The sequence below is a fragment of the Dactylosporangium thailandense genome (assembly GCF_059739745.1).
Genome location: NZ_AP029195.1, coordinates 5,658,473 through 5,676,555 on the forward strand (window position 1 = coordinate 5,658,473; position 18,083 = coordinate 5,676,555).

General features: G+C 72.9%; 16 protein-coding genes and 1 pseudogene. 7 read left to right on the forward strand and 10 right to left on the reverse strand.

The features are described from left to right. Window positions 1–27: 27 nt before the first annotated feature. The gene (locus tag AC6JBM_RS24685; protein WP_497986777.1) at window positions 28–330 is read left to right on the forward strand and encodes a hypothetical protein; all 303 of its coding nucleotides are present in this window, start codon (window positions 28–30) and stop codon (window positions 328–330) included. A gap of 286 nt (window positions 331–616) precedes the next feature. On the opposite strand, the pseudogene AC6JBM_RS24690 reads toward AC6JBM_RS24685, so the two are convergent. The 4 genes and pseudogenes from AC6JBM_RS24690 to AC6JBM_RS24705 form a co-directional block, all read right to left on the reverse strand. Then, window positions 617–937: pseudogene (locus AC6JBM_RS24690) on the reverse strand (DUF2199 domain-containing protein); the annotation flags it as partial. Next, a complete protein-coding gene (locus tag AC6JBM_RS24695) occupies window positions 930–1,643 on the reverse strand; it encodes an ABC transporter permease (RefSeq protein WP_497985942.1) in 714 nt (237 codons plus the stop codon). The gene AC6JBM_RS24695 and the pseudogene AC6JBM_RS24690, both read right to left, overlap by 8 nt. Beyond that, window positions 1,640–3,061: a DUF1349 domain-containing protein gene (locus AC6JBM_RS24700; RefSeq protein WP_497985943.1), complete on the reverse strand. Its 1,422-nt coding sequence runs from the start codon at window positions 3,059–3,061 to the stop codon at window positions 1,640–1,642. The genes AC6JBM_RS24695 and AC6JBM_RS24700 overlap by 4 nt, the downstream gene beginning before the upstream one ends. Then, window positions 3,058–3,978 carry an ABC transporter ATP-binding protein gene (locus AC6JBM_RS24705; protein ID WP_497985944.1) on the reverse strand — a complete coding sequence of 307 codons (921 nt, stop codon included), beginning with the start codon at window positions 3,976–3,978 and terminating at the stop codon, window positions 3,058–3,060. Before AC6JBM_RS24705 ends, AC6JBM_RS24700 begins: the two co-directional genes overlap by 4 nt. 87 nt (window positions 3,979–4,065) lie before the next feature. Here AC6JBM_RS24705 and AC6JBM_RS24710 point away from each other — a divergent pair, with 87 nt between their 5' ends. Genes AC6JBM_RS24710 through AC6JBM_RS24725 form a run of 4 tightly spaced genes read left to right on the forward strand, consistent with a single transcriptional unit; the run spans window position 4,066 to window position 7,681 of the window. Beyond that, complete coding sequence (locus tag AC6JBM_RS24710; RefSeq protein WP_497985945.1) at window positions 4,066–4,728, forward strand: response regulator transcription factor; 663 nt, start codon at window positions 4,066–4,068, stop codon at window positions 4,726–4,728. Beyond that, window positions 4,725–6,155, forward strand: coding sequence for a sensor histidine kinase (locus tag AC6JBM_RS24715; protein WP_497985946.1), 1,431 nt, complete (start codon window positions 4,725–4,727; stop codon window positions 6,153–6,155). Before AC6JBM_RS24710 ends, AC6JBM_RS24715 begins: the two co-directional genes overlap by 4 nt. A 56-nt stretch (window positions 6,156–6,211) precedes the next feature. Beyond that, window positions 6,212–7,450 (forward strand): hypothetical protein, encoded by a 1,239-nt coding sequence (locus AC6JBM_RS24720; protein WP_497985947.1) that lies wholly within the window; start codon window positions 6,212–6,214, stop codon window positions 7,448–7,450. Between the two features lie 9 nt (window positions 7,451–7,459). Beyond that, complete coding sequence (locus AC6JBM_RS24725; RefSeq protein WP_497985948.1) at window positions 7,460–7,681, forward strand: hypothetical protein; 222 nt, start codon at window positions 7,460–7,462, stop codon at window positions 7,679–7,681. A 21-nt stretch (window positions 7,682–7,702) separates the two neighbouring features. Here AC6JBM_RS24725 and AC6JBM_RS24730 read toward each other — a convergent pair whose 3' ends face one another. Further along, window positions 7,703–9,568 (reverse strand): glycoside hydrolase family 5 protein, encoded by a 1,866-nt coding sequence (locus AC6JBM_RS24730; RefSeq protein WP_497985949.1) that lies wholly within the window; start codon window positions 9,566–9,568, stop codon window positions 7,703–7,705. Between the two features lie 67 nt (window positions 9,569–9,635). Here AC6JBM_RS24730 and AC6JBM_RS24735 point away from each other — a divergent pair, with 67 nt between their 5' ends. Continuing rightward, window positions 9,636–10,691, forward strand: coding sequence for a hypothetical protein (locus AC6JBM_RS24735; RefSeq protein WP_497985950.1), 1,056 nt, complete (start codon window positions 9,636–9,638; stop codon window positions 10,689–10,691). A 1-nt stretch (window position 10,692) separates the two neighbouring features. Here the strand turns inward: AC6JBM_RS24735 and AC6JBM_RS24740 are convergent, their stop codons facing one another. Next, entirely contained in the window at window positions 10,693–11,430 is a 738-nt protein-coding gene (locus AC6JBM_RS24740) for an SDR family oxidoreductase (protein ID WP_497985951.1), read from the reverse strand. An 88-nt stretch (window positions 11,431–11,518) separates the two neighbouring features. On the opposite strand from AC6JBM_RS24740, the gene AC6JBM_RS24745 reads away from it, so the two are divergent. After that, window positions 11,519–11,983 (forward strand): RrF2 family transcriptional regulator, encoded by a 465-nt coding sequence (locus AC6JBM_RS24745; RefSeq protein WP_497986522.1) that lies wholly within the window; start codon window positions 11,519–11,521, stop codon window positions 11,981–11,983. A gap of 105 nt (window positions 11,984–12,088) precedes the next feature. Here the strand turns inward: AC6JBM_RS24745 and yicI are convergent, their stop codons facing one another. From yicI to AC6JBM_RS24765, 4 genes are read right to left on the reverse strand one after another with little or no spacing between them, the layout of a single operon-like run. Continuing rightward, window positions 12,089–14,443 (reverse strand): alpha-xylosidase, encoded by a 2,355-nt coding sequence (gene yicI, locus AC6JBM_RS24750; RefSeq protein ID WP_497985952.1) that lies wholly within the window; start codon window positions 14,441–14,443, stop codon window positions 12,089–12,091. A 19-nt stretch (window positions 14,444–14,462) separates the two neighbouring features. Then, window positions 14,463–15,275 carry a carbohydrate ABC transporter permease gene (locus AC6JBM_RS24755; RefSeq protein ID WP_497985953.1) on the reverse strand — a complete coding sequence of 271 codons (813 nt, stop codon included), beginning with the start codon at window positions 15,273–15,275 and terminating at the stop codon, window positions 14,463–14,465. Next, a complete protein-coding gene (locus AC6JBM_RS24760; RefSeq protein WP_497985954.1) occupies window positions 15,272–16,141 on the reverse strand; it encodes a carbohydrate ABC transporter permease in 870 nt (289 codons plus the stop codon). Before AC6JBM_RS24760 ends, AC6JBM_RS24755 begins: the two co-directional genes overlap by 4 nt. Next, a complete protein-coding gene (locus tag AC6JBM_RS24765) occupies window positions 16,141–17,439 on the reverse strand; it encodes an ABC transporter substrate-binding protein (RefSeq protein ID WP_497985955.1) in 1,299 nt (432 codons plus the stop codon). Before AC6JBM_RS24765 ends, AC6JBM_RS24760 begins: the two co-directional genes overlap by 1 nt. Between the last annotated feature and the right edge of the window lie 644 nt (window positions 17,440–18,083).

An 18,083-nucleotide genomic window follows, 5' to 3' on the forward strand; every position in this document is an offset into this window, starting at 1 on the left:
GTTCCCTGCCGGCGATACGCTTCCTTCGTGACCGAGCTGGACGAGTTCCTTGCACGAAGCCGCCTCCTGGCGGACTTGGCTCGGCCGATGTTCGCTTCCGGCGCCGACCCGGATCAGGTCGCCGCGGAGTTGCTCCGGCACACCAGTTCGCCGATCGCGGCGATCCGCGCCATCGCTCTGGCGACCGGCATGGGCATCGGCGACGCCAAGTGGATCGTCCACCGTAACCTCGCCCCGGAGACACGCGCGGCGACGGAACGTTTCTGGGCCGAAGCGATCGAAGCGCTCGACGAGGCCGACCCGCCTCCACCGACGACGGCGACGCACTGAAAACCGCGACAGCGGCGCGCGCTCGCGCCGCTGACGGCTCGCCACCACTCCTGTCATCGCCGGCTGACTGTCGCCGGGGTGGCACACGGTCGGGCCTGCGGGTGGAGCAGCAGCTCGGCGAACTGCTGGACCCGATCGACGGTGATGCCGGTGCGCCGCTCCACCGCGAGGGGATGGCCCGTGGCCTCCAGCTCGACGAGCGGCCGGGAGCCGACGGGCTGCGTGTGGACGTCGGGTACACGGGTAGTTCGGTGCACAGCCAGCCGAAGTACGGCGGCTCCTGCTCGCGGCCGGGTGTCGTCCACAGGTCCAGTGAGCGCGCGAAGTTGGGCCTGCTCAGCGAGACCCACACGGTCCAGACGAAGTCGTGCTCCGCGTCGTGCACGGGAATGACCAGGCGGCCGTGGACGAAGAAGTGCTCGGCCTCGATGATGCCCATGTCCTTGTCCAGCATGCTGCGCTCGTCGCCGGCCCGGCCGTCGTGCCAGGGTGCCGGGGCGTCCGAGCCGTACGACAACGACAGGCCCTCGTGCCGCTCGCCGCAGCAGCGGCACATGTGACCATGATCCGTCACCGGGCGACAGTGGCGCCCGCAGTGCTCAGACATCACGAGCCCGCAGCAGGATCCCGCCGACCAGCAGTGACGCGGCCGACCAGGCGGCGAGCACGCCCAGGCCGGCCCAGGGGCCGATCGGCAGCCGGTCGAGGTTCGTCGTGGCCTGGACGGCCAGGCCCGCGCTCATCGGGGAACCGCGCTCCAGCAGGCGCTGCAGGTGCGGGTCGGGCACCATCTGCGTGAGCAGCGGCGGCAGGTACAGCAGCCCCAGCACGACCCCGATCGCGCCCCCGGAGTCGCGCACGGCCGCGGCCGCCCCGAGGCTGAGCAGCGCGACCAGCACCAGGTAGGCTACGGTGCCCACGCCGGCGCGGAGCACCGGGCCCTCGGTGAGCGGGACGCGCGCGATGAGGAGCGAGGCGAGCACGGCCACGCCGGCCGCGGCGAACACGGCCACGGCCAGTACCGAAGCCTTCGCCGACAGGACCGCGGCGCGGTTCGGGATCGCGGTCAGCGTCGTGCGGATCAGGGCCGTGCTGAACTCGCCGCTGACCGCGAGCACGGCCAGCACCGCGACCGGGGCCTGGCCGAGGTAGACGCCGCTGAGGGCGAGCCGGGCCGGGTCGGTCCCCGGGCCGGGCGCGACGGCGGACACGGCAGCGCCCAGCGCGGCGGTGACGAACGCGGCGGCCGGCAGCAGCCACGCCGGGCCGGGCGTGGTGCGCAGCTTCGTCCACTCCGCGCGCACGGCGCTCACGCGTCCCTCCGGCGCAGCAGGACCGCGGCCACGGCGAGGGCGAGCACCGTGTAGGCGGCCAGCACGGCCAGGCCGGCCCCGGGTGACAGCGGGTAGTAGCCGGCGGCCGGGGTGTAGACGCTGTCGACCTGGGGGTAGCGGGTGAGGGTCTGCTGCACGGCCAGGGCCGCGGCCGGCGTGTACGTCGTCAGCCACCCGGCCAGCGGCGCCGGCAGGAACGGGGTCCGGGCCAGCAGGTGCGGCAGCACCGTGGCGGCGACGACGGTGGTCACCGCGGTGGCGCTGCGGCGCAGGATGGTGCCGACGGCCAGCGCGAGCACGGCGGTGATCGCGAGCACCGCGGCGGTGCCGGCCGCGGCCCGCGCCAGCGTGCCGGGCGCCGCCGGGAACACGTAGATGCCGAGCCCGCGCACCAGCCGCAGCCACAGCGGCAGCGCGACCGCGGCGGCGGCCAGGCTGGTGGTGAACGTGACCGCGGCGAGGACGGCCGCCTTGGCCGCGAGCCCGCGAATCCGGCGCGGGTCGGCGCTCAGGCTGGTGCGGATGATGCCGTACCGGTACTCCGTCGTGATCATCAGCGTGCCCACGACGACGAGGACGATCAGGGCCGGAAACGTTCCGAAGAGCAGATCTGCGGCGGACGCCGCCACGGCGATGTCGTTGCGCGTGGCGGGGGCGAGATCGCCGGCTCCGGTCACGGTGAACCCGTCGCCGGCCGGCGTGTACCCGCCGGTGACGCCGCGCGGGTAGCCGCCCATGGTCGCGGTGCCGGCGCCGACCTGCTCGCCGGTCCAGTCGCCCGCGGCCCAGCCGCCGGTGAGCCCGGGCGGGCCGAAGGTCGCGGTGGCCGCGTCGACGGCGGTGCCGAGGCCGTCGACCTTCGGCGGGCAGGCGACGAACAGCCCGGCCCGGACGGTCGCCGGCAGCCCGGGCAGCCGGACGGACCCGGCCGGCGTCCAGCGCGTCCCGTCGGCCGAGGCCTCGCCGGTGACCGTATCGCCCGCGCGGGTGAGCCGCAGCCAGCGCAGCCCCGCCGGGCCCACGGCGCGGTCGTGGACATAGTCGTACTGCATCCGCACGCCGTGCCCGCCCGTGGCCATCACCGCGGCGTACCGCGCGCCCGGCTCCGGTCCCGCGCTCACGATCAGCCCCGCCTTGGCCCACGGCGCGGCCGGCCCGTCGAAGCCGACCGGCACGGTGATCTGCCCGTCGCCGGTCAGGGTGCGGTGCACGAAGTAGTAGGCGGCGCTGACCGGCCCGCCGTCCGGCCCGATCGGGATCGGCGACGCGTGCTCGGGCGGCCCGCCGCCCAGCCCGGTCGCCGGGAACACGAGGATCATCAGCGCCGCGATCACGGTGCCGCGCAGCCAGCCGGGCACCGTGCGGAACTTCGTCCACTCGGCCGACAACCGGCTCACGACGGCTCTCCCGCCCGGTAGTCGACGAACGCGCGGGTCAGCTCGAAATACGCCTCCTCGAGCGTGGCCCGGTGCGGCGTCAGCTCGGAGAAGGCCAGCCCGCCGGCGGTGAGCACGGCCGCGACCCGCTCGGCCGCGAGCCCCCGCACGGTCAGCGCGCCGTCCGCGGCCGTCACCTGCGCGCCAGTGGCCGACAGGGCCGCGGCGGCAGCCTCGGGCGCCGCGGTCCGCACGAGCACGCGATCGCCGGACGCGGCCGCGGTCAGCTCGGCGACGCCGCCGTCGGCGATCACCCGCCCGCGGCCGGCCACCACCACGTGGTCGGCCATCCCCTGCAGCTCCCGCATCAGGTGGCTGGACACGAGCACCGCCCGGCCCTGCGCGGCGAGGGCGCGCAGGAAGCCGCGCAGCCACACGATGCCCTCGGGATCCATGCCGTTGAACGGCTCGTCGAGCATGACCGCCGGTGGGTCGGCCAGCATCGCGGCGGCCAGGCCGAGGCGCTGGCGCATGCCGAGCGAGTAGCCGCCCGCGGGACGCCGGCTCGCCGGGCCGAGCCCGACCAGCTCCACCACCTCGTCGACGCGCCGGCGGCCCAGCCCCTGCGACTGTGCGAGCCAGAGCAGGTGGTGCCGGCCGGTCCGGGCGGGGTGCAGCGCGGACGCGTCCAGGAGGGTGCCGAGGTGGCGCAGGGGCCGGCGCAGCGATGTGTAGGGGCGGCCGCCGACCAGCGCCTCTCCCGCCTCGGCGGCGTGCAGCCCCAGGACGATCCGCATGGTGGTGGACTTGCCGGCGCCGTTGGGCCCGACGAACCCGGTCACCCGCCCGGGCCCGGCGGTGAACGTCATCCCGTCCAGCGCGAGGGTGGAGCCGTACCGCTTGTGCAGCCCGGCCACCGCGATCGTGGCATCACTCATGGTCCGAAGTTCTACGCCGCGAGCGGTCACAGCCCGGTGCCAAAGTCTGTGACCGTGCTGTCACCTCCCGCCTGGCATGGTGGTGGCATGAAGGTGCTGGTCGTGGAGGATCATCGGGCGCTCAACACGCTGATCGCCGGCGGGCTGCGGCGCGAGGCGATGGCGGTCGACGCCGCCGTCGACGGGCCCGCGGCGCTGACGCGGCTGGCCGCGACCCGCTACGACGTCGTGGTGCTCGACCGCGACCTGCCCGGCGTGCACGGCGACGAGGTGTGCCGGCGGATCGTGGCCGGCGGGTCGGGCGCCCGGGTGCTCATGCTCACCGCGGCCGGGACCGTCCGCGACCGGGTCGAGGGGCTCGGCCTCGGCGCCGACGACTACCTGGCGAAGCCGTTCGACTTCGCCGAGCTCGTGGCCCGCATCCGGGCGCTGGGCCGCCGCAGTGCCCCGGCGCTGCCGCCGGTGCTGGACAACGGCGACCTGACCGTGGACCCGAACCGCCGGGTCGCCTCGCGGGCGGGGCGGCGGCTGGAGCTGAGCCCGAAGGAGTTCGCGGTGCTGGAATACCTGCTCGCCGCGGCCGGCCGCGTGGTCTCCGCCGAGGAGCTCCTCGACCGGGTGTGGGACGAGGCCGCCGACCCGTTCACGACCACGGTGAAGACCACCGTCGGCCGGCTGCGGGGCAAGCTCGGCCCGCCGCCGGCCATCCACACCGTCCGCGAGGGCGGCTACCGCATCGGCGAGCCGTGAGGCCGCGGCGCCGGCTGCGGACCCGGCTGGCGTTGGCGCACGGCGCGATCGCCTTCGCCGGCGGCGTCCTGCTGCTGATCTTCGTCGACATCCCGCTGCTCGTCGCGGGGCACACGAGCCCGGCCGGGCGGCCCGGCGACGCCCGGGCGGTGAGCAACCTCGGTCAGGTGCTGCGGTACGACGCCGTCGCGCTCGTCGTCATCGCCGCGGCGTCCTTCGTGCTCGGCTGGATGGTCGCCGGGCGGGCGCTGCGGCCCCTGCGCGTCATCACCGACACGGCCCGCCGCCTGTCCGCCGACAACCTGACCGACCGGCCGCGGGTCCCGGCCGGCTATCGGGAGTTCGCCGACCTCGCCGACACCCTCGACGGCTTACTGCACCGGCTGCACGCGGCGCTCACCGCGCAGCGGCAGTTCGTCGCCAACGCCTCCCACGAGCTGCGCACCCCGCTGACCGTGCAGCGGACCCTGCTCCAGCTCACCGTCACCGACCCGGACGCGAGCGCGGAGACGCTGCGGGCGACCTGCCACGAGCTGCTGGACCTCGGCCGCCAGCAGGAGCACCTCATCGACGCGCTGCTGACCCTGGCCTCCGGCTACCGGCCGGTCGAGCGCTGGGAGCGCTTCGACCTCGCCGCCGTGGCCCGCCAGGCGGTCCTCGACAGCACGGCCGAGGCCGAGGCCCGGGGCGTCGGCGTGCGCACCGCGCTCGACCCGGCCGAGGTGAGCGGCGATCCGCGCCTGGTCGCGAGCCTGGTGGCGAACCTGGTCGGCAACGCCGTGCGGCACAACGCGCCCGGCGGCACCGCCGAGGTGGTCACGATCGCCCCGGGCCGCCTCGTGGTCGCCAACACCGGGCCCGCGGTCCCGCCGGCCGAGCTCGGCCGGCTGTTCGAGCCGTTCCAGCGGCTCGGCACCGACCGCACCGACCAGACCGACGGGCACGGCCTCGGGCTGGCCATCGTCGCCGCCATCGCGCACGCGCACCGGGCGCCGCTCGACGCGCGGCCGGGGCCGCAGGGCGGTCTGCGGATCACCGTCGACTTTCCGGCGGAGCCCGACGATGTGCCGCTCGACGGCGAACCCGGCGTGCGCGCAGACGGACGGGGTGCCGGTCGGGCTGGCGGCGCCGGTGCTAAGCGGGCCGGCGGCGTCATTCGAACCGACGGCGTCAGTCGAACCAGCGGCGGCGGGCGGGTCGGCGGCGCCGGTGCCGGTCCGGCCGGCGGCGGCGGTGCTGGTGGGGCCGCCGGCGGCGGTGCGGGTGCCGGTGGGGTCGGCAGCGTCGGTGATCGCGAGGTCCGGGCGCCGGCGGTGAGGGAATTGAACCCAGATTTCACCAGAAGTATCCGCCGGCTGCGCACCGCGATCGATGCCAAGTCTAGGCACCGGGGCGAGGGCTCCGCACCGGGTTTCTTCCCGGAATAGTGCCAGGGCGTCGGGACGGGGCCGGCGCCGCGGTGGGAAGCCCATACGTTCCCGGCATGACGAGAAGTCGCACCGGCATCCTGGTGGCGCTGGCGGCCGCCGTGGTGGCGGCCGCGGCCGTCCTCGGTGCCCAGCTGATCAGCCTGGGCTCGGCGCCGGCCGCGTACGCCGCGGCCGCGTTCGAGCGCACCGGGCCCGTCGTGGGGGCGGGCGAGAACCCCCTGTACGCGATCCGGGCCGTCCTGCAGGGGCAGTCGGAGGCGATGGTCAGGGGCGACCGCGACGGGTACCTCGCCGCGTTCCCCGTAGCCGCGGCGGAGCTGCGGGAACGGGCCGGGCGGCGGTTCGACTCGCTGACCGCGCTCGGCGTGCGGCGCTGGGACCTGACCACGAACGGGGTGCCCGGCCTGCTCAACGGCGTGTGGCGGCTGCCGGTCTCGGTCGGCTACTGCTTCGACACCCCGGACTGCACCCCGCTGCCGCTGCTGCTCGACACGGAGTGGACGGTCGCGCACGGGCGGGTACGGCTCGCGGGCTGGGAGCAGACCGACCGGCCCTGGGACACCACGAGGCTCACGGTCCGCCGGGGCGAGCGGGTGACCGTCGCCGGGGCCGAGTCCGTCGACCCGGACGCGCTCGGCACGCTGCTGCGCGCCGCCGAGGCCGCCGCGCCTACCGACGATCGGGTCGCGCGGTCGTTCGGCGGGGCGCCGCGGCGGTACCACGTGTTCGTCGCCGGGGACGAGGAGTGGACGACGTGGTACGACGGCGAAACGGAGAATGCGGCCGCCTATGCGATCCCGTTGCAGCCGGGCACCGCCGACGTCGTCGTCGACCACCGCCAGATCCTGTCCGACGCGTGGAACACGCAGCTGATGACCCACGAGTTCGCGCACGTGGTGACGCTCGACGGCAACCGGCCCGCTCCCGGCTCGTGGTGGCTGGTGGAGGGCATCGCCGAGTACGTCGCGAACGCCGACGGGGCCGCGCTGCGCAAGGATCTGCGGGCTGTGCGGGCGTACGTGAAGGCCGGCCGGTGGGACGGCGCCGTCGCGCTCGGGGCGCCCGCGGACGGCACGTCGCTGGAGGACACCGTGGCCCGTTACGGCATCGCGCTGCTCGCGGTGACGTACCTGGCCCAGCACTTCGGCGAGGCGAAGCTGTTCGCGTTCTTCACGCAGGTCGTGCGCAAGGGCGTGAGCCCAGACGCGGCGGCGGGGGCGGCCCTCGGCGCGGACTGGGCCACGGTGGCGAAGGACGCCGCGGCGTCGGTGCGGGTGGCGGCGGCTCAGTAGCATCGGCGCATGAATGCCGGCCGATCGATGCTTGTCCTGGGTCTGCTGCTGCTCGCCGGGGGTGTCGTGTACACCGTCGTGTACTACTTCACCCAGGGCTTCTACGACGTGAGCGCCCCGCTCGCGGACCTCGGCTACGCGAACCTGGCGGTCGCGGGCGGAGCGCTGTGCATCGGCCTGGTGCTGGCGATCTCGGGCGGCGTCACGATGGCCGGCGCCCGCCGCCGCTAAGTCCTAAAGCCCGCGGCAGGTCTACAGGCCGCGGCAGAACAGCGCGGCCGGGGCGCCGTTGGAGCCGATCCGCCGGGTGAAGGCGATGCCCGCCGCGTACTCCGCGTCGCCGCACTGCCCCTTGTAGTGTCCGCTCGCGAAGTCCCCGCCGTGCGCATCGGCGGGCCGGTTGTCGCCGCGGTCGAACCACACCGTCCGGCCGCCGGACGGCATCGCGGCCCCCGACGGGGCGCACAGGGCGCTGGAGACCGTCGCGCCGCGCACGGCGTACCCGATGAGGAACGACCCGTCCGGACACTGGAACTTCGTGTAGCCGCCCGCCCAGTCCGTGGTGACGTAGCGCTCGCTCGTGACCACCTGCGCCGCGGTCGAGGACGGCCACGCGGGCGCCCGTCCGGCGTCGGTGCACAGGCCCCGGTTGCCGTCGCGGGCGAGCCCGGCCAGCCGCTGCCCGTCGGGGCAGGCGGCCTTGCGCGCGCCCGGGTCCCAGTCGGGCAGCGCCCGCATCCGCAGCGACTGCACGAAGTCGCCGTGGTCGGGGCTGAGCATCGACCAGTGCGCGGCGGGCTCGACGACGCCGGTCCGGCCCGGCGCGGCGACGAGCCGGTGCCAGTCCGCGGCCCGCCAGTCCCCGCCGTCGTCGATGCCGAGCAGGTGGCCGGAGCGGTCCCAGCTCAGCAGCGCCCACCCGTTGCCGGTGCCGTTGTCCTGCCAGCCGACGAGGGGCCAGTACGCGAAGTCCGTGTCGTGCGCGATGAGATAGTCGACGAAGTTGGCGAACCAGGCCCGGCTCTTCGCGTCGCTGCCGAAGCGGCCGATGCCGAACTCGCTCACCCACAGCGGCGCGGTGTAGTGGCGGGCGGCCTCGTCGGCGACGTAGAAGGCCTCCTGCTGCAGGGTCGCGAACAGCTCGTCGCGGCTCAGGTCGCGGTAGCGGGGGTCGCTGGTCTCGCCGACGCCGGTGGCGCCGCTGTGGTGCGGGCCGGTGTAGTCGTAGAAGTGCGCGGCCAGCACGAGCTTGCCGGAGCGCACGAGCGCCGGCGAGAGGGTGCGGACCGGCTCCAGGGTCGGGCGGCCGTGCGCGAACCCGTCGACGGGGATGCCGGTCCAGTTGATCCCCTCGATGATGATCAGCATGTCCGGGTCGGCCTCGGCCAGGATCCGGTCGCCGAGCCGCTGGGCGGCGGCGAACCAGTCGTGGTCGTCGCCGAGGCCCCAGTTCGGGTCGTCCCACACGTTGCGGCGGACCTCGTTGTACAGGTCGGCGCCGACGACGCGCGGATTGGTGCGGTACCGGCGGACCATGAACAGCCAGTCGGACTGCCAGGTGTCGTCGGACTGGCTCGCGTTCCACCGCTCGTTGCCGTCCACGCCACAGCACCAGCGGGTGGTGTTGGTGTGGTTGTTGAGGATCACCGCGAGCCCGGCCCCGGTGAGCGCGGCCACGGCGGCGTCGTACACCTGCAGCGGCGTGAGCCCCCGCAGGGCCGGGTTGGCGGCCACGGCCGCGTCGGTGACCGGCCGGGTGTCGTGCACCATCTCGTTGGAGAAGGGCAGCCGGACGCTGTTGATCCCGGTCGCCACGAACTGCGCCACGATCGTGTCCAGCGCCACCCGGTCCAGCCCGAGCGGGACCCGGCCCGAGTTCTCCCCCGCGTGGTGGTTCGCGTCGGCCTCGGGATCGCCGGAGCCGTTCCAGGTGCCGCTCGCGCCGTGCCAGTTGCCGGCCTTGAGCTTGAACCGGCGGCCGTCGGCGTCCACGATGTACCGCCCCCGCGTGCTCAGCGGCGGCGTCCACTGCGGTTCCGCGGCGGTCGCGGTCGTTCGGAAGCTGACGAGCGGCATGATTCCGGCCACCAGCGCCAGCACGAGCAGCACCCGCTTCATATCGATGAGCGTAGCTGAAAGTCAGCACTCGAACTGGATGCGGCGCCCCGGAGGTACCGTTCTCGGCGTGACGGACTACGGGATGCTGCTGCACGCGTACGGCCGGGCCGAGGACACGCCGGGTCACCTGGCCGCCCTCACCGGCGACGACGAGGCGGCGCGCGGCGCGGCGGCGCAGCACCTGTGGGGCGCCATCATCCACCAGGGCACCCCGTGGATCGCGACCCCGCCGGCCGCCGCCACCGTCGCCGAGCTCCTCCCCGACGTGCCCGACCCCGCGCTGCGCGCGAACCTGCTGAACTTCCTGGCCGCGGTGGCCGAGGCCGCCCAGCCGACCCTCGACCTGACCGAGTTCGCCGCGTGGGAGGACGTCGAGGCGGCCGTCAACGCGGCCATCGAGGAGGACGACGACGAGGCGATCTACGGCGACGAGCTCCTCGGCAACGCCGTCTACGCCCGCGCGATCGCCGGCTGCCGCGAGGCCGTCCCCGCGATCCTGGCCGCCGCCCAGGCCGCCCTGTCCGATCCGGATCCGGGTGTACGCGCTGCTGCCGGTCACGCCATCGGTGCCTGCGCCGCGGTGCTGCCGCCGGCCCCCGGGCTGGAGGAGCTGCTCGCCACCCACGCCGCCGCGGCCGGCCCGGACGAGCGCGCCGCCCTGGTGCTGGCCATGGGCGAGCTGGGCCTGGCGCCGAGGGCGTTCCTGTCCGATCCGCATCCGGGTGTACGCGCCTGTGCCGCCCTGGCCCTTCCAGGCGACGAGGCCGCGACGGAGGAGATCCTCACGGCGCTACTGGACCCGGCCGCGACCGACTCCTGGTTCACGTCGAGGCCGCCGCAGTTCCCGATGCGCGTGCGGTTCCCGCTGATCGTCGCCGCGGTGGAGCGGGTCGCGGACCCGGCGCGCCTGCTCCCGGCCGCCCTCGCGCTGGCCCCGGTCGCGTCCATCCACACCGCGCGCAGCGACTGGGGCCTGCTGCTCAAGGTCCTGCCCGAGCCGCAGCGCGCCGAGTACCTGCGCGCCCTGGCCGCCAACGAGGACCTGTGGGACCCCCGCAACGGCTCGGCCGGCCTGGTCTTCCGCGAGCTGGGCCTGCCCTACGACCGCGCGGCGTACGCCTGAGTCAGCGGGCCGCGAGCCAGGACGCGTAGGTGATGCCACCGATGCGCGCGCCCGGGCCCGTCACCAGGGAGTCGTCGGTGATGACGGCGCCGAAGTAGGGCGCGGTCGCGTCCGTCACGACCTGCGGGGCCGACCCGACCGCCCGGCGCACGAACTCGTCCAGGCCGATCTTCTCCGGGCCGCCCACCTCCACGATGCCCTTCACCGGCTCGCCCGGCACGACGTCGGCCAGCGTCGCGGCCACGTCGTCCGCCGCCACCGGCTGCAGCTTCGCCGGCGTCAGGTGGGCCGTGCCGTCCGGCCCGGTCGACGAGGCCGCGATGCCCGCGGCGAACTCGAAGAACTGCGTCGCGCGCACGATGGTGAAGGGCACCGGCCCGGCCGTGATCAGGTCCTCCTGCGCGACCTTCGCCCGCAGGTAGCCGCCGTCCGGCACCCGGTCGGCGCCGACGATCGACAGGGCGACGTGGTGCCCGACGCCGGCCCGCGCCGCCGCCTCCAGCATGTGCGCCGTCGACGCGCGGAAGAACGCGAGCACGTCGTCGTCGGCGAACGACGGCGAGTTCGTCACGTCGACGCTGACGGCGGCGCCCGCGAGCACCTCGTCCAGGCCCGTGCCCGCGACCGTGTCGACCCCCGAGCTCGGCGACGCCGCGACCGCCTCGTGCCCGGCCGCCGTGAGCAGCGCGATCAGTTTGCGGCCGATGAGCCCGGTGCCGCCGAAGACCACAACCTTCATGACCATCCTCCAACTCGGATAAGTTTTGTCCGAGACCGACTGTACCCGGATACATCATGTCCGAGTCAAGTAGGATGGCCGGGTGAAGATGTCGGGTGGAGTCGAGTGGGCGCTGCACTGCTGCGTGGTCCTGACCGCGGCCGCCGGGCCGGTGCCCGCCGCCCGCCTGGCCGAGCTGCACGACGTCTCCGGCAGCTACCTGGCCAAGCAGCTGCAGAGCCTGGCCCGCGCCGGGATCGTCCATTCGGTGCAGGGCCACGCCGGCGGCTACGCGCTGACCCGGGATCCGGCGAACATCACGGTGCTGGACGTGGTCGAGGCGGTCGACGGTGCCGCCCCGGCCTTCACCTGTACCGAGATCCGCCAGCGCGGCCCCCTGGCCACCCCGGCCGAGGCGTGCGCGGTCCCGTGCCCCGTGCATCGCGCGATGATCGCCGCCGACGAGGCCTGGCGAGGGGCGCTGCGGGACGTGACCATCGCGGATCTGGCGGCCGGCGTGACGAGCGACTACGGCCCGGGCACGTTCGACGGCATCCGGCGATGGCTGGGGTGAACTCGGGTAGACCTGGAGTGAGCCCGGAGTGAGCCCTGGTGAACAGGGCCGGCGCCACCCCACACGTGAGCGCCGGCCCCGGTTCCACCCGCGGAGCGAGAAGGCCTATGGGAGGCGGACGATCACCTGCTCGACGTCGGCGTCCGCCTCGATGACGACGCCGGCCGACACCGTGTCTGTGTCCGTGTCCGTGTCCGTGTCCGCGGGAGCCAGCCGGCCGGCGTCCACGGCCGCCACCGTGTCGACGCCGGCCAGCTGCACCCGCCAGGGCGCCGCGCTCCCGCCGCGGCGCACCTCGACGACGGTCCCGGCCCGGCGCACGGTGAACGTGGCGGCGGGCCGGCCCTGCGGGGTCGGGACCTCGACGGTCGTGGCCGCGCCGTCCTCGAGCTCGAAGACGCGCAGGGTCACCCCGTCGGCGTACTCGTAGTCGGGGCGGTCGTCGCGCGCCCCCAGTGCGATGACCGAGCCGGGCCGGACGAGCACCGGCAGGTCGCCGATCCCGTACCGGCGGCTGACCCAGCCCGGCCCGGTCAGCACCTCCCCGCCGCGCAGGTCCGTCCAGCGGCCCGCGGGCAGGTAGAACGTGGTGTCGCCGCCGGCGCTGAACACCGGGGCGACGAGGACGCAGCCGCCGAGCATGAACTGCCGGTCCAGGTGCGAGCAGGCCGGGTCGTCGGGGAACTCCAGCGCCATCGGCCGCATCATCGGCACGCCCTCGCGGTGGGCGGTGACGGCGGCCGCGAACAGGTACGGCATGAGCCGCGCCTTGAGCCGGGTGAACTCGCCGAGCACGGCGACCGCCTCGTCGCCGAACAGCCACGGCACCCGGTAGGACCCGCTGCCGTGCAGGCGGCTGTGCGAGGACAGCAGCCCGAACGGGATCCAGCGGATGAACACGGCCGGATCCGGGGTGCCCTCGAAGCCGCCGATGTCGTGGCTCCAGAAGCCGAACCCGGACATCGCCAGTGACAGCCCGCCGCGCAGGCTCTCCGCCATCGACGGGAAGGTGGAGGAGCAGTCGCCGCCCCAGTGCACCGGGAACTGCTGGCCGCCGGCGGTCGCCGAGCGGGCGAAGAGCACGGCCTCGCCGTCGCCGCGGTGCTCGCGCAGGACGTCGAAGACGGCCTCGTTGTACAGGTGCGTGTAGTAGTTGTGCATCCGCACCGGGTCGGAGCCGTCGTGCCAGACCACGTCGGTGGGGATGCGCTCGCCGAAGTCCGACTTGAACGCGTCCACGCCGAGGTCGAGCAGGCCGCGGAGTTTCGCCTGGTACCAGGCCTTCGCCTCCGGGTTGGTGAAGTCGACCAGGCCCATGCCGGCCTGCCAGCGGTCCCACTGCCAGACGTCCCCGCCGGGGTACGTGACCAGGTACCCGTTCGCGGCCCCCTCGGCGAACAGGGCGGAGCGCTGCGCGATGTACGGATTGATCCACACACAGATCCGCAGCCCTCTGGCCTTGAGCCGGGCGAGCATGCCGGCCGGGTCCGGGAACGTCTCCGGGTCCCACTCGAAGTCGCACCAGTGGAACTCGCGCATCCAGAACGTGTCGAAGTGGAACACCGACAGCGGCAGGCCGCGCTGCTCCATGCCCTCCACAATGGACGTGACGGTGGCCTCGTCGTAGTTCGTGGTGAACGAGGTGGACAGCCACAGCCCGAACGACCACGCGGGCGGCAGTGCCGGGCGGCCAGTCAGCGCGGTGTACTTGCGCAGCACGTCCTTCGGGGTCGGGCCGTAGATCACGAAGTACTCCAGCACCTGCCCCGGCACCGAGAACTGCACCCGCGACACCGCCTCGGAACCGACCTCGAACGAGACCGGGCCCGGATCGTTGACGAACACGCCGTAGCCGCCGCTGGTGACGTAGAACGGCACGTTCTTGTACGCCTGCTCGCTGCTGGTGCCGCCGTCGGCGTTCCACACGTCGACGGTCTGGCCGTTCTTCACCAGCGGGCCGAAGCGCTCGCCGAGGCCGTAGACGGTCTCGCCGACGCCGAGCTCGAGCTGCTCGCGCAGGAAGTGACCGTCCCCGGTGGACAGTGCCGCCATCGCCTTGCGCGGGCTGGTGGTGAGCACCCGGCCACCGGCCGTGAACTCCAGCCGCCACTCGTCGCCGAGGGCGAAGCGGGCGGACAGCTCACCGGAGGTGAACGTGGCGTACTCCTCGTCGCGGGTCACCTTCGGCGAGGCGGCGGGGTCGGCCTCGATGCGGAAGTGCGGGCCGCGGTCGACGCCGCCGGCGTACCGGGTGACGCGCACGGCGATCACGTCCGGGGCCGGGGCCGTGCACCGCACGGTCAGCAGCGGCATGTTGAGCGTGTCGCCGCGCTCCACGATGCGCTTGGCCGGCGCGTAGACCGTGAGCCGGTCGGCGCGGACCTCGACGTCGCGGACGTGCACGGGGTACTGCGGCTCGACGCCGGGGCGCAGCTGCCAGTACCCGTCGGTGAACTTCATGCGGGCTCCATTTGGGTTTTCACTTGACCGCGCCCGCCGTGACACCCCGGGTCAGGGTGCGCTGGAAGACGAGGAAGAACAGCACCGCGGGCAGGATGCCCAGCAGCGCGGAGGCGCTCGTCGCGGTCGCGTCGAGGTCGTGTTCGCCCTGCAGCAGGGCGAGCGCGAGCGGCACGGTCTGGTTGCTGTTGGAGACGAGGAAGACGAGCGGGATGAACAGCTCGTTCCACGTCCAGATGAAGAAGAACGTGAACAGCACCGCGAGGGTCGGGCGGCTGACCGGGGCGACGACGCGCACCAGGGTGCGCAGCCGGCCGGCGCCGTCCATCGCGGCCGCGTCCAGCAGCTCCGGCGGGAACTCCGCGAGCACCGAGGAGAGCAGGAAGGTGCCGAACGCGCTCTGGATCGCGGTGAAGATGATGATCATCGTGATCTGGGAGTCGTACAAGTCGATCTGTGTGGCGATGTGGTAGAGCGGGTAGATGAGGCTTTCCTGCGGTACGAGGTTGGCCACCAGGAAGGCGGCCAGGAACCAGCGGCGGCCGCGGACCCGGCCGATGCCGAGCGCGTAGGCGTTGAGCAGCGAGAAGCCGACGCCCAGCACGGCCACGGAGCCGGCGATGACGGCGCTGTTGACGAGCACCTGCCCGAAGTCGGCGCGAATCCAGAACGCCTTGATGCCCGCGAACGAGATGTGGGTCGGCAGGCCGAGGGGCCCGACGGCGGCGTAGTCCTGCGGCGTCTTGACCGCGTTGAGCAGGATCAGCGCGAAGGGCGCCACGACGAGCAGGACGACGACGAGCAGCGCGGCGAGCACGAGGTACCTCCTCATCGCTGCACCCGGATGAACGCGAACGTCAGCCCGACGATCAGCACCGCGAGGACGGTGGAGATGGCCGAGGCGTAGCCGACGTTGGCGTTCTGGAAGTAGTTCTGCCACGCGAAGTACGAGGGCACCAGGGTCGCGTTGCCGGGGCCGCCGCCGGTGAGCACGAAGATCTGGGCGAAGATCTTCAGCGCGGCGATCGTCGTGGTGATGAGCACGACGCCGATCTCCGGCCGGATCTGGAACAGCGCGATGCGGGTGAAGCGCTGCCACCAGCCGGCGCCGTCGAGGGAGGCGGCCTCGTACAGCTCGGGGTCGACCCGTTGCAGCCCGGCCATGAACATGACCACCGGGTAGCCGATCTGCACCCAGACCATGACGGCCATGACGGTGTACAGCGCGTAGTGCTCGTCGCCGAGCCAGTTGCGCGCCAGCGAGCCCAGGCCCGCCTTGTCCAGGATGGAGTTGAGCACGCCGTAGTTCGGGTGCAGGATCCAGCCCCACACGATGCCGGTGACGGCGAGCGGCAGCACCTGGGGCAGGTAGAAGCCGGAGCGCAGCGCCCGGGCGGTGCGGCCACCCAGGCGCGGCGCGACGTAGTCGAACAACAGGGCGGCGAGGAACAGGCCCAGCAGGGTCGGTACCACCGCCATCGCGACGATCATGAACGCGATGTTCTCGAAGGACTTCCAGAACCTGTCGTCGTGCAGCAACCGGTCGTAGTTGGCCAGGCCGGCCCAGCGCGGGGTGCCCACGCCGGACCACTGCGTGAAGCTCGTGCCCACCGTCATGAGCAGCGGTACCGCCACCACGAGCGTGCACAGCAGGAGACCCGGAACCAGGAACGGCCAGTAGCCCTTGCGGCGGCTCATCACTTGCCGACGTTCGCCAAGTTGTCGTTGTACGGCTTGGCGATCTCGTCGAGCACCGCGTCCGGCTTGGCCGAGCCGTTGATGAGCTTCTGCCCGCCGGCCACGAGCACGTCGTAGTAGCCGGGGGCCGGCCAGTCCGGGTAGAAGGCGAGGCCGTCCTGCTTGGCGATGGTCTCGTAGTTGGCGATCAGCTCCTTGCTCTTGGCATCCGTGATCTTGTCGGTCTCGGCGGCGACGGGGATGCCGCCGGAGTTGCCCAGCAGGTTCTGGATCTCGGGCTTCATCGTGATGTCGATGAAGTCGTACGCCAGCTTCTTGTTCTTCGCCTTGGCCGGCACGACCCACAGGTTGCCGCTCGAGCCCGGGTAGAGCTTGCTGCCCGGGAACAGGAACGTGCCCCACTGGAACGAGGCCTCCTTGACCACCCGGCCGTACCACCAGCTGCCGGAGATCATGATCGGAAACTTCTGCTGCTCCCACGCCTGGCCCATGTCCTCGGCCTTGATGCCGGCCGAGCTCTTGTCGATGAAGCCCTTCGACACCCAGTCGCTGAACGTGTTCGCCGCGTACGTCCACTCCGGACCGTGGAAGTCGACCCTGTTCTTGTACAGCTGGTAGTCCTCGACCCAGGAGCGGGACGCCTTCGACAGGGCGAGCGAGTACAGGATCTGCTGGGCCGGGTACTCGGCGCCGCCGAGGCTGATCGGCGTGACGCCGTTGCCCTTGAACGTGGACATCGCGGTCTCGAGCTGCTCGAGCGTCGTGGGAACCTGGATGTTGTACTTCGCGAAGAGGTCCTTGTTGTAGTAGACCATCACGTATTCGGCGTAGTTGGGCACGCCGAACCACTTCCCGCTGCCCATCACGCCGCGGGTGTCGTACTTCGCGGTCGTCGCGAGGCCGGGCGAGAGCGTCTTGCTCCAGCCGCGCTGGTCGGCCTCGGCGGTAAGGTCGGTGAGCAGCCCCTGCTTCGAGAGCAGGCCGGCGCTGGCGTTGCCCTTGTTGTACTCCATGACGTCCGGCGCGTCGTTGGAGTTGAGGATCATGCTGGCACTCTGGCGGATCTGCTCGAAGCTCTTCTCCTCGAACGTGACCTTGACGCCGGGGTGGGCGGCCTCGAACAGCTTGATGGCCTCGGCCCAGGCAATGCCCATGGCGCTCGACGCGCCCTCGTAGTGCCAGAGTTTCAGGGTCTTCCCATCGCCCTGGGCGTCGTCACCACCACAGGCGGTGAGCGAGCCGGCGATGGCGAGCATGGCCGCCGCGGCTACAGCGGCGCTGCGGATGCGCGTGAACACGTCTGCTCCTGATTGGAAGGGTGTGACGCGGCGGGGGGTGTCGCCGCGCGCGGTTGCGGTGCGCAGTCGGTCTCGTTCACTGGTGCGTCTTCGCGGCTTCCGATGGGGTTTGTCGAAATCGTATCGAAGCGCTTCGACTGGCAAGTTACGAACTCTCGGGGTGATTGTCAACAGTCGATCGAATTGGTGCTGGTGCGGCGGGGTCTGATCGAGAAACTTCCAGATCTCCATTTCGCGGGGTGCGGCTGGATGCTGGATATGTCGGGCGCTCCGCGCCACGACATATCCGCATTTTTCGCCCGCCGGGGCATTCGCCCGCTTTCGCACAGGCGTCGCCGTTCAAGCCTTCAGCCCGTGGCATGCCCAGCGTCGCGCCCACGGATAGCCGATCTCCGACTCCCACGACGGCGGCGCCCCGCGCTGTTCGCCCAGGCGTCGCCATCCGAGCCTTCAGCCCGTGGCATGCCCAGCGTCGCGCCCACGGGCAGCTGATCTCCGACTCCCACGACGGCGGCGCCCCGCGTTGGTCGTGTAGTGGCCGTTTCTGATCGCTCGACCGCCCCGCACACGCTCGACTGCTCAGGCGTGCCACCGACCGCGCATCACCCACGCCACCCACGCACTCAAAGCGGACTGGGCCACCA